Source organism: Rhizobium sp. USDA 3886, from assembly GCF_056279785.1.
Genome location: NZ_JBWCDC010000001.1, coordinates 3423169 through 3434643, shown reverse-complemented (window position 1 = coordinate 3434643; position 11475 = coordinate 3423169). Strand labels below are relative to the sequence as shown.

At 60.0% G+C, this 11475-nt stretch carries 11 protein-coding genes; 3 read left to right on the top strand and 8 right to left on the bottom strand.

All coding sequences use genetic code 11. The features are described 5' to 3' along the window. Positions 1–81 precede the first annotated feature (81 nt). From rocF to ACZ9BX_RS17360, 3 genes are all read left to right on the top strand, one after another. Positions 82–1017, top strand: a complete 936-nt coding sequence (rocF, locus tag ACZ9BX_RS17370) for an arginase (protein WP_476219150.1) — start codon at positions 82–84, stop codon at positions 1015–1017. 12 nt (positions 1018–1029) lie between these two features. Then, entirely contained in the window at positions 1030–2229 is a 1200-nt protein-coding gene (gene rocD / locus ACZ9BX_RS17365) for an ornithine--oxo-acid transaminase (protein WP_476219148.1), read from the top strand. Between the two features lie 225 nt (positions 2230–2454). Further along, entirely contained in the window at positions 2455–2931 is a 477-nt protein-coding gene (locus ACZ9BX_RS17360) for a chemotaxis protein CheW (protein WP_027511677.1), read from the top strand. A 224-nt stretch (positions 2932–3155) separates the two neighbouring features. On the opposite strand, the gene ACZ9BX_RS17355 is transcribed toward ACZ9BX_RS17360, so the two are convergent. The 8 genes from ACZ9BX_RS17355 to ACZ9BX_RS17320 form a co-directional block, all read right to left on the bottom strand. Continuing rightward, complete coding sequence (locus ACZ9BX_RS17355) at positions 3156–3401, bottom strand: formate dehydrogenase subunit delta (RefSeq protein ID WP_132562489.1); 246 nt, start codon at positions 3399–3401, stop codon at positions 3156–3158. Further along, positions 3391–4218 carry a formate dehydrogenase accessory sulfurtransferase FdhD gene (gene fdhD / locus ACZ9BX_RS17350; RefSeq protein WP_476219145.1) on the bottom strand — a complete coding sequence of 276 codons (828 nt, stop codon included), beginning with the start codon at positions 4216–4218 and terminating at the stop codon, positions 3391–3393. The genes ACZ9BX_RS17355 and fdhD overlap by 11 nt, the downstream gene beginning before the upstream one ends. Beyond that, a complete protein-coding gene (fdhF, locus tag ACZ9BX_RS17345) occupies positions 4218–7097 on the bottom strand; it encodes a formate dehydrogenase subunit alpha (RefSeq protein ID WP_476219143.1) in 2880 nt (959 codons plus the stop codon). The genes fdhD and fdhF overlap by 1 nt, the downstream gene beginning before the upstream one ends. A gap of 6 nt (positions 7098–7103) precedes the next feature. Continuing rightward, a complete protein-coding gene (locus ACZ9BX_RS17340) occupies positions 7104–8660 on the bottom strand; it encodes a formate dehydrogenase beta subunit (protein WP_476219141.1) in 1557 nt (518 codons plus the stop codon). Continuing rightward, positions 8657–9136 carry a formate dehydrogenase subunit gamma gene (locus tag ACZ9BX_RS17335; RefSeq protein WP_476219139.1) on the bottom strand — a complete coding sequence of 160 codons (480 nt, stop codon included), beginning with the start codon at positions 9134–9136 and terminating at the stop codon, positions 8657–8659. Before ACZ9BX_RS17335 ends, ACZ9BX_RS17340 begins: the two co-directional genes overlap by 4 nt. Positions 9137–9275: 139 nt before the next feature. Then, the gene (locus ACZ9BX_RS17330) at positions 9276–10169 is read right to left on the bottom strand and encodes a LysR family transcriptional regulator (RefSeq protein ID WP_027511684.1); all 894 of its coding nucleotides are present in this window, start codon (positions 10167–10169) and stop codon (positions 9276–9278) included. 71 nt (positions 10170–10240) lie between these two features. Continuing rightward, positions 10241–10582: an ArsR/SmtB family transcription factor gene (locus tag ACZ9BX_RS17325; protein ID WP_027511685.1), complete on the bottom strand. Its 342-nt coding sequence runs from the start codon at positions 10580–10582 to the stop codon at positions 10241–10243. Positions 10583–10685: 103 nt separating this feature from the next. Beyond that, positions 10686–11456, bottom strand: coding sequence for an SDR family NAD(P)-dependent oxidoreductase (locus ACZ9BX_RS17320; RefSeq protein WP_476219136.1), 771 nt, complete (start codon positions 11454–11456; stop codon positions 10686–10688). Positions 11457–11475: the final 19 nt, after the last annotated feature.

The window sequence follows — 11475 nt, the reverse complement described above, 5'->3', positions numbered from 1 at the left end:
TTCTGGCACTTTTCCATCTTTTTGCCGTCACGTCGATATCCGAATATGCGTCAATCCAATTTCGAATCCGGAGCGCCCAGAATGGAAGTTCAATCTCGATCAGTCACACTCATTGGTGTTCCCGTAGAGGAAGGCTCCGGTCGGCGCGGGGCGGCGATGGGGCCGGCAGCGCTGCGCATTGCCGGTGTGGACCAGACGCTGATCGACCTCGGCCATGATGTGCGCGATGAAGGCGACATCCTCGTCGTTCCGGCGCGCGACCTTCCGAACCATCCGAAGGCGCACAATCTGCGTCTCATCGGCGCCTATACGCGTGCGCTCGAAGCAAGCACCTACGACGCCGCCGCGGCCGGCCGTTTTCCGCTGATTCTTGGAGGCGATCACAGCCTGTCGATGGGCAGCGTCTCCGGTATGGCGCGCTACGCGGCTGAAAAGGGCCGCCCGCTCTTCGTGCTCTGGCTCGACGCCCATTCCGACTTCAATTCGCCGGTGACGTCGCCTTCCGGCAACATGCACGGCATGCCCGTCGCCTTCTTCTGCGGCCAGGCCGAGGTCGCGGAGATCCTGCCCAGGGACCGACCCCTCGTTGATCCGCGCTATGTGTTTCAGGTCGGCATTCGCTCCGTCGATCCGTCCGAGCGCGTGGAAATCCAAAAACACGGCGTCAACGTCTTCGACATGCGCTCCATCGATGAGCAGGGCATCGCAGCCACCATGCGCCATATCGTCAGCACGATTGAAAAGGCGAACGGCCTCCTGCATGTAAGCCTTGATGTCGATTTCCTCGATCCGGATATCGCACCCGGCGTCGGCACCACCGTTCCCGGCGGCGCGACATTCCGCGAGGCGCACCTCGTCATGGAAATGCTTTCCGACAGCGGGCTCGTTTCGTCGCTTGATCTCGTCGAGCTCAATCCATTTCTGGATGATCGTGGCAAGAGCGCTCGCGTTCTCGTGGAGCTGACGGCAAGCCTCTTCGGCCGCCGCATCTTCGATCGTCCGACACGCGCCGCATAGGGGGAAACGGCAATGACAGCATCTGCAAATCTGATCGCCACCGAACAGCTGCTTGGTGCGCATAACTACAAGCCGCTCGATGTCGTTCTGACCCGCGGCGAAGGCGTGTACGTTTGGGATACGGACGGCAAGCGGTATCTCGATTGCCTTTCCGCCTATTCAGCGGTCAATCAGGGGCACTGCCATCCGAAGATCCTGGCTGCGATGATCGAACAGGCCGGAAAACTCACGCTCACCTCGCGCGCATTCCGCAACGACCAGCTCGCACATCTCTATGAGGAGCTGGCAGCGCTCACCGGCTCTCACAAGATCCTGCCGATGAACTCCGGCGCCGAAGCCGTCGAGACAGCCATCAAGGCGGTTCGCAAGTGGGGCTATGAGGTGAAGGGCGTCCCGGAAGGCAAGGCGGAGATCATCGTCTGTGCCGATAACTTCCACGGCCGGACGCTCACTATCGTCAGCTTCTCCACTGATCCCGACGCACGTGCCGGTTTCGGTCCCTACACGCCGGGCTTTCGCACGGTTCCCTTCGGCGATGCGGAGGCCTTTGCAGTCGCGATCAACGAGAATACCGTTGCCGCCCTCATCGAGCCGATCCAGGGCGAAGCTGGTGTCGTCATTCCGCCTGCGGGCTATTTCAAGCGTATCCGCGAGTTGTGCACGGCCCATAACGTCACGCTGATCCTCGACGAGATCCAGACAGGGCTCGGCCGGACGGGCAAGCTTCTGGCGGAGGAGCATGAAGGCATCGAAGCCGACGTGACGCTGATCGGCAAGGCGCTTTCTGGTGGTTTCTATCCGGTATCGGCCGTCCTCTCCAACTCGGAAGTTCTCGGCGTCCTGAAACCCGGCCAGCACGGCTCGACGTTCGGCGGCAACCCGCTCGCGTGCGCCGTCGCCCGCGCGGCGCTGAAAGCGCTCACCGAGGAAGGCATGATCGAAAATGCCGAGAAAATGGGCGCATACTTCATCGACGGCCTGAGATCGATCCGCTCCAATATCGTCAAAGACGTGCGCGGCCGCGGCCTGATGATGGCGATCGAGCTGGAGCCGGAAGCAGGCGGCGCGCGGCAATATTGCTACAGCCTCAAGGAGCGGGGCCTCCTGGCAAAGGATACGCATGAGAATACGATCCGCCTGGCGCCGCCGCTCGTCATTACCAAAGAACAGGTGGAATGGGCTGTCTCTGAGATCGAGAAGACAATCGCATAGGCAAGGCCCTTCTGGCTTCTATTGTTGGTCAAAACTGCAAAGGAATCCAGAAACCTTGCGGTCTGCTATGGCAATTTAGATTTGCGCAACACTCTTCCGGTAATGTCCCGGATAATCGTAACGAGGCCTCGAAAATCATTGCGAGGACGTCGCGTGGTGTGAAGGCAGGGGTGTTCGCGCCAATGGTGGCGCAGCCGCTTCTGCCGGGCTTGGGAAGACTTTCTAATGACCACGATCAACTCAAATAACTTCAGCGGCGATACTCTCGAGATAATCGCATTCCGTCTCCACGATCAGGAGTTCTGCGTGAAGACGACAACCATCCGCGAAATCCGCGGCTGGGCACCATCGACGCCGATCCCGCATGCGCCGGCTGACGTCATCGGCGTCATGAACCTTCGCGGTTCCGTTATCCCGATCATCGATCTCGCCTACAAGCTTGGCATGAAGAGCACCGTCGCCAATGAACGCAGCGCCATTGTTGTGGCAGAGGTGCACAGCATGGTCATCGGCATGCTTGTCGACCGCGTCTCTGACATTCTGACGATTGCCTCCAGCCAGGTTCAGCCCGTACCGGAAGTGACGGCGTCGTTCGATCGCGCCTATTGCGAAGGCGTCATCGCATCGGAAAACGGCATGATCTGCTTCCTGAACCTCGCCAAGATGTTCAAAGAAAACGAAACCGACGAACTGGCAGCTTAAGCCACCGACATACGACTGGCTGGAACACTGCCATCGGCGGCGTCGGAGACTTCCGGCGGGAGCCGAGGACTCGAAAGGGCGGCCTAAAGCCGCCCCTGAAAATCCCCGTCCTTCAGGGCGGGGAAGATGTTAAGAATAATTCCTCCAGATTAAAGACTTTGCTTGCAATAATTCATGCTTAAGCAGGCGAAATGCCTGTTTCCCCTCTTGCTTGAAATCGATGTTTATTTCTGGATTGGCTCCGCCGGCTCGGGCCGGTGGATCAGAGATGCGGCCTCAACGACAAGCGCGTTCAGGCCGTTGCTGTCTTTTTCTAGTATTTCAAACAATTGCCGCCGCATGCGCGGCTCCCAGAATTTGTTGATATGCGTCGCAACACCTTGAGCCGCCTCGCTTTCCGGCTGGCTCTTGAAAAAGGTCGCTATTTGGTTGGCCATGTAGACGAGCTTGGAATGCGGATCATGCGACATCGGCAATGCTTTCAGGCAATATACGGTGCGGATGGGTGAAAATTTCGAAGTCATCGCCGCGCACAAGCGCAACGAGCGTCATGCCCGCTTGCTCGGCGGTTCGGATGGCAAGAGCCGTCGGCGCGGAAATCGCGATGAGAACGGGGCTTCCGAGGATCGCAGCCTTCTGCACCATCTCGACGGACAGCCGGCTTGTGACAGCTACAGCCCCGTTTGAGCCGCTCGTTCCGATGCGAATGACGGCACCGCAGAGCTTGTCGAGCGCATTGTGCCTGCCGACATCCTCGCGAGCGGCGAGCAGGTCTTTTCCACGAACGTAGAAGCCCGCTCCATGTACCGCCCGTGTTTCCCGGTGAAGCGGCTGGGCGTCATTGAGAAGCGAGACGGCGCGGACGATATCGCCATGCGTCAGCTTGAGATCCGCAGAGGAAACATCGGGTATCTGACGGACAGCCTGTTCGATCGATTCGATGCCGCAAAGTCCGCAACCGACCGGACCCGCCATGCTGCGTCGGCGCGCACGCAAGGCGTCCGCGACATCGTCTATCAACGTTACCTGGACATCGATACCCCGCTCCTCATCGATGATTTCGATTGCGGAGATCTGGCTCGCGTCCTGGATTATGCCTTCCGTCAGGCTGAAGCCAACCGCAAAGTCTTCCAGATCGCCCGGCGTCGCCATCATTACGGCATGCGATGTGCCGCCATAGGAAAAGGCAACCGGTACTTCCTCCGGCACGACGCGCTCACCCGGCATCATGACCCCGCCCTTCCGGGCGATTCGGTTGACGGAAATGCGCGTCGGCCGCCTTTTCATTATTCGGCTGCCTCCAGCTTGCCGGCGATCCGGCGGCTCTGACGTGCCTGCTCGTCATATTCGATCTGCCAATCCGAGGGACCGTTCGAAGGCGAGACCTGCACTGCCGTCACCTTGTATTCCGGGCAGTTCGTCGCCCAGTCGGAGAAGTCGGTGGTGATGACATTTGCCTGCGTGTTCGGATGATGGAAGGTTGTGTAGACGACCCCGGGCGCAACGCGATCGGTGATCAGCGCCCGCAGTGATGTATCGCCGGAGCGGCTGCCGAGCTTGACCCAGTCGCCATCGCGAATGCCCCGCATTTCAGCATCATGCGGATGGATTTCGAGCCGGTCCTCGGCGTGCCAGACGACGTTGTCGGTACGCCGCGTCTGGGCGCCGACATTGTATTGGCTGAGGACGCGGCCGGTCGTCAGCAGCAGCGGGAAGCGCGGCCCGGTGCGCTCGTCGGTCGCCACATATTCGGTGCGGATGAATTTGCCCTTGCCGCGAACAAAGCCGTTCACATGCATGATCGGCGAACCTTCCGGGTTCTTCTCGTTGCAGGGCCACTGCACCGAGCCCATCTTTTCCAGGTAGTCGTAGGAAACCAGCGCGAAGCTCGGCGTCGTTGCCGCAATCTCGTCCATGATCTCGGATGGATGCTGATAGTTCCAGCCAAGTCCCATGGCTTGGGCCAGCTTCTGCGTTACCTCCCAGTCCCCATAGCCGTTGCGTGGCGTCATGACCTTGCGCACGCGGTTGATGCGGCGTTCGGCGTTGGTGAAAGTCCCGTCCTTTTCCAGGAAGGTCGACCCCGGCAGAAAGACATGCGCGTAGTTTGCCGTTTCGTTCAGGAAGAGATCCTGAACGACGACGCATTCCATAGCGGCAAGGCCGGCGGCCACATGCTTTGTATCCGGGTCGGATTGGAGAATGTCCTCGCCTTGGACATACAGGCCCTTGAATGTGCCTTCCACGGCGGCATCCAGCATATTCGGAATGCGAAGGCCGGGTTCGTTGTTGAGTTTGACGCCCCACAGCTTCTCGAAAATATCGCGTGTCGCATCGTCCGAGATATGGCGATAGCCCGGCAGCTCGTGGGGGAATGAACCCATGTCGCAGGAGCCCTGCACATTGTTCTGGCCGCGCAGCGGATTAACGCCGACGCCCGGGCGACCGATATTGCCGGTCGCCATTGCCAGGTTAGCGATCGCCATAACGGTCGTAGAACCCTGGCTGTGTTCGGTCACGCCGAGGCCGTAATAGATCGCCCCGTTGCCGCCGCGCGCATAAAGGCGAGCAGAACCGCGCAGATCTTCGGCGGGAACGCCGGTGAACTTCTCTGTCTCTTCCGGACTGTGCTGTGGTTCGGCGACGAAAGCCGCCCAATCTTCGAATTCTGACCAATCGCAGCGTTCGCGGATGAAGGCTTCGTCATAGAGCCCTTCGGTGACGATCACATTCGCAAGCGCGGTCATGACCGCGACATTGGTGCCTGGCTTCAACGGCAGGTGATAGGCGGCCTCGACATGCGGCGTTCTGACGAGATCGATGCGCCGCGGGTCGATGACGATCAGCTTGGCGCCTTGGCGCAGGCGCTTCTTCAGGCGGGATCCGAAGACCGGATGCCCATCCGTCGGATTGGCACCTATAACGACGACCACATCAGAATCTTCGACGCTGTCAAAATTCTGCGTGCCAGCCGATGTGCCGAAGGCTTGGCCAAGACCGTAACCCGTCGGCGAATGGCAGACGCGGGCGCAGGTATCGACATTGTTGTTGCCGAAGCCTGCGCGGATCAGCTTCTGGACAAGGAAGGTCTCCTCATTCGTGCAGCGCGACGAGGTGATCCCGCCGATCGAGTCGCGGCCGTATTGATACTGGATGCGGCGGAATTCCGACGCCACATGCGCGAAGGCTTCGTCCCAAGTCACTTCGCGCCAGGGATCGGTGACCTTTTCTCGGATCATCGGATTGAGGATGCGATCCTTGTGCGTCGAATAGCCGTACGCGAAACGGCCTTTGACGCAGGAATGCCCGCGGTTGGCCTGCCCATCCTTCCATGGCACCATGCGCACCAGCTCTTCGCCGCGCATTTCCGCCTTGAAGGAGCAGCCGACGCCACAATAAGCACAGGTGGTCACCACCGAATGTTCCGGTTGGCCAATCTGGATGACCGACTTTTCTGTCAGTGTCGCCGTCGGGCAGGCCTGCACGCAGGCGCCGCATGAGACGCATTCGGAATCGATGAAATGCTCGTGCATGCCTGGCGAAACGCGCGAGCCGAAACCGCGGCCTTCGATCGTCAGCGCAAAGGTTCCCTGCACTTCCTCACAGGCGCGCACGCAGCGGGAGCAGACGATGCATTTCGACGGATCATAGGTAAAATACGGGTTCGACTCGTCTTTCGGCATCCATTTGAGATTGATGTCGCCGTTGTTGCGTGCCTTGACGTGATTGTCGCCTTCATAGCCGTAGCGTACGTCGCGCAAGCCGACGGCGCCGGCCATGTCCTGCAGTTCGCAATCGCCATTGGCAGCACAGGTCAGACAGTCGAGCGGGTGGTCGGAAATATAAAGCTCCATCACCCCGCGGCGGATATCCTTGAGGCGCCCGGTCTGCGTATGGACCACCATGCCCGCCGCAACCGGCGTCGTGCACGATGCAGGCGTCCCGTTGCGGCCTTCGATCTCTACGAGACACAGGCGGCAGGAGCCAAAGGCGTCGACCATATCGGTCGAACAAAGCTTCGGCACCTGAATACCAGCCTCCATCGAGGCGCGCATGACGGACGTACCCTCCGGCACGGTGATCTGCCGGCCATCGATGGTCAGCGTCACACTTGTTTCGGATTTCGAAGCCGGCGTGCCGTAGTCGATTTCGTGAACGAGAGACATAGGTCCTTACTCCGCCGCTTCGATGAAGGGTACTGGCGCGAAATCGTCCGGGAAGTGCGTCATCGCGCTCATCACCGGATAGGGCGTGAATCCGCCGAGCGCGCAAAGAGAGCCGAATTTCATGGTGTTACAGAGATCGGCGAGCAGTGCCCGGTTCTTCTCCGGTTCGATTCCTCGCGCGATCTTGTCTGCGGTCTCGACGCCGCGCGTGGAGCCGATGCGGCAGGGCGTGCACTTGCCGCAACTTTCGACCGCACAGAATTCCATGGCGAACCGCGCTTGTTTCAGCATGTCCGCCGTGTCGTCGAATACGACGATGCCTGCATGGCCAATGAGGCCATCCTTGGCGGCAAAAGATTCATAGTCGAAAGGCGTGTCGAAGAGGGCCCGCGGGAAATAGGCGCCAAGCGGACCGCCAACCTGAACTGCTTTCACCGGCCGGCCGGTCGCCGTGCCGCCACCGATCTTGTCAACGATGTCGCCGAGCGAGAGACCAAAGGCCGTTTCATAGAGGCCGCCATGCTTGACGTTCCCGGCGATCTGCAGCGGAATCGTGCCGCGCGACCGGCCCATCCCGAAATCGCGGTAGAAGGCGGACCCCTTGTCCAGGATGATCGGGACGGAGGCCAGCGAGATCACGTTGTTGATGACCGTGGGACAGCCAAAGAGTCCCTTGTGCGCCGGCAGCGGCGGCTTGGCGCGCACGACACCGCGCTTGCCTTCCAGGCTGTTCAGCAGCGACGTTTCCTCGCCGCAGACATAAGCGCCCGCACCGGTCCTGACTTCGATATCGAACGCGCGACCGGAATCGAGTACCGAAGCGCCGAGAATGCATGCCCTGCGGGCGATCTCGACCGCTTCCGTCATCGTCGCGATCGCATGCGGATATTCCGAACGGATGTAGATGAAGCCTTTTGTGGCGCGCGTGGCGAGACCGGCGATCGCCATGCCTTCGATCAGCACGAAGGGATCGCCCTCCATGATCATGCGGTCCGCGAATGTGCCGCTGTCGCCTTCGTCCGCATTGCAGACGATGTATTTCCGGTCGCCGGCGGCATCCAAAACCGTCTTCCATTTGATGCCGGTCGGAAAACCAGCACCGCCGCGGCCGCGAAGGCCGGAATCGGTGACCTCCTTGACCACGTCTGCAGGAGCCATGGCCACGGCACGGTGAAGCCCCGCGAGACCGCCGTGTGCCTCATAATCTTCCAGGGAAAGCGGATCGACGATGCCGCAGCGGGCGAAGGTCAGGCGGGTCTGTTCCTTCAAGAATGGGAGGCCTTCGACCTCCCCAAGACAGAGGGCGTGATCATCACCGCTCGCGAACCCGACATCGAAAAGCGCGGCGACGTCCTTCGCTTTGACCGGACCGTAGCCGATGCGCTTGCCGGATACCTCGACCTCCACCAGAGGCTCCAGCCAGAACATTCCGCGCGAGCCGTTGCGCACGATCTTCGCATCGATGCCGCGGGCTGCGATCTCCTGGGTAACCGCTTCAGCCACCTTCTCGGCACCGAGCGCCAGCGCTGCGGCGTCGCGCGGAACATAAATCGTCACGCTCATCGCCGCGCCTCCGCAACGAGCTCGGCGACGGTCTCGTCATCGACCCGCCCATAGAGATCGCCGTCGAGCATGGCTGCAGGTGCGCAAGCGCAGAGCCCAAGACAGTAGACGGGCTCCAAAGTCACGCTGCCATCGAGCGCAGTCTGATGGAAATCGACACCGAGCAATGTCTTGATACGATCGGCAACAGCATCCCCGCCCATCGACTGACAGGCCTCGGCACGACAGAGCTTCAGGACATGGCGGCCGGCAGGATGATCGCGATAATCGTGATAGAACGTCATCACGCCATGCACTTCGGCGCGCGACAGATTGAGCTCGTCGGCGATGACAGTAAGCGCTTCCTGCGGCACATGGCCAAATTCATCCTGAACTTCATGGAGGATTGGAAGGAGCGGACCTTCAAGAGCGCGCAAGGCACCAACAATCGCGCACGTGCGTTCGGCAATATCGCCATTGGCGACATGAGCATTCATTTTCGGCGGGCCTCCCAGGGCTTCCTATGTCGATCACCGCAGCGGCCTCCCTCTGCCGATCCGGTATCTCGAAGGAAGTCTTTCAGGGAAACATCGAGCGATCAATAAAGCTGTTCCGTCGATTGATAGGAAATTTCTATCAAAGACTTTCGCTCTCCGCGAGTATTCTCGCCTCATGCAACAATGCAGACACGAGAGGCGTAAACGGCTCGCGATGCGTTGCAACCAACCCGACCGAATGATGGGCCGCCGGCTCGATAATTGGAATCATTCGTATTTCGGCCGGAAACCCAAAGGATTCAGCCACATTTCGCGGCATGATGCTCGCCCAGCGCCCGGTTCTGACATGGGAAAACAGCACGATCATCGAACCGGATTCCAAGGTGGGATGCGCGCTCGAGCCCGCTTCTGCGAGGTGCCGGTTGATGATCCGGCGGTTCTGCATGTCGGCGGTCAATAGGCAAAGCCGAAGATCGCCCACTTCACGCCATGTCACGGTCTCGCGATCGGAAAGCGGGCTGCCGGCGGCAGTGATCAGGTGGTAGCGCTCGGCATAAAGCGGCACGGTAGTCACACGCCCGAGCGGCTCGTTTTCAAGATAAGTCACCCCGGCGTCGATCTCGAGATTTTCGAGCATGCTCAACACCTGCAACGAATTGCGTGAAACGATGGAGAAGGTGACGTCCGGATGCCGCTCTTGAAAGGGCGTCGTGATCCGCGCCAGCATCGCCAGGGCAGTCGGAATTGAGGCAAGGCGCAGGTGGCCGGAAAGGCCTCTGCGCGCGGCGCGCATCTCTTCGCGCATGGTGCGCGTGTCGCCGACGATGCGCCTTGCCCACTCGAGAACACGCTGGCCCTCCGGCGTCAGGCCCTGAAAGCGCGAGCCTCGCTGCACCAGCATGACACCCAACTGGTCTTCGAGCTGCCGAATCGCGGCCGACAGTGTGGGCTGCGAGATGCCGCACTCCTCGGCAGCACGGCCGAAGTGCTTTTCGTTGGCAAGGGCAATGAAGAATTCAAGCTTGTCGATCATCCGACCTCCAGCCGCCTTCGAGACAAGCCATCATTGGCCTTAGCCGTTAATAATCGCAAGGGCTGCAAGCATCAGCCAACGTCGGGCGCTTCAAACATGCCGAAGAGCAAATCCATGAAGATCGTTATATTGGCATTGCCGATGCTGTAATAGATGAGCCGGCCTGCCCGGCGCGTGTTCACGAGGCCTTCCATGCGCAGCCGCGCAAGCTGCTGCGAAACCATCGCTTGTTGTACACCGAGCAATTCTTCGATTTGGCTGACCGTCTTTTCCTCATTGGCGAGGATGCAGAGAATGAGAAGCCGGGTCTGATGTGCCATTGCTTTCAGCAGATCACTCGCTTCGTGGGCTTTGGCGGCAAGCTTCTGCAGTTCCTGGCCGGTTATTCCCGGCTCGGTCTTCGGCAACGGCATTCGGACTCTCTGCTGGATGCACTTCAGGTAGACCGGAACGATAGCATATCCACACGCCGGCATTGTGCCGAATTGTCGAAATACCAAAAAAAGTCCAAGCAAATCAGCAGATAAGCTGACCGCCGTTGATTTCGAGCACTTGCCCCGTGATGTAACCGGACAGCGATGGCGCAGCCAGAAAGAGATAGGCAGGTGCGCAATCCTCGGCAGTCCCGAGACGTTGCAGCGGTATGCCCTTGCGGGTCTGCTCCAGCTTCTCCGGCGAGGAATAACGCCCGTGAAAGTCGGTTTCGATCGTGCCCGGGGATACGCAATTGACCCGGATTGCATCCGGCGCCAGTTCGCGTGCGAGCGCTTTGGAATAGGTGGAGACGAATGCCTTGGCGGCGGAATAAATCGCGGAGCCGGGGCTACCGCCTGTCATCGCGGAGATCGAAACCGTGTTGACAATCGCCGCGCCGTGGGCCGCCCGCAAAGCCGGCAGCAGAACGCGCGTAAGCTCAACGACGGATGTCTGATTGAGCCTGACGATCGTGTCGTATTCTCCATCCGTCAACGCCCCTGCGGGAAACCGGCCAACCATCGTGCCGGCATTGTTGACGAGCACATGCACCGCGCCAAAAGTATCCAGAGCTTTCGCTGCGAAAGCAGCCGTGCCGTTCGGCGCCAGAAAATCGGCTGCAACGAGAACTGCGCGTCGCTCCTGCTCTGCCGTCAACAGGAAGTCCGGCAAGTTCCTTTCGCTATTCCGGCCAGTGTGAACCAAGACGTGCGCGCCGCAATCCAGGAACTGCCGCGCGACTTCGAGGCCGATTCCACGCCCTGCGCCGGTCACGACAACATTGCGATTTTCAAAAAGCTTGGGGTGAAACACGCTTGAAACCCTCCCGGCT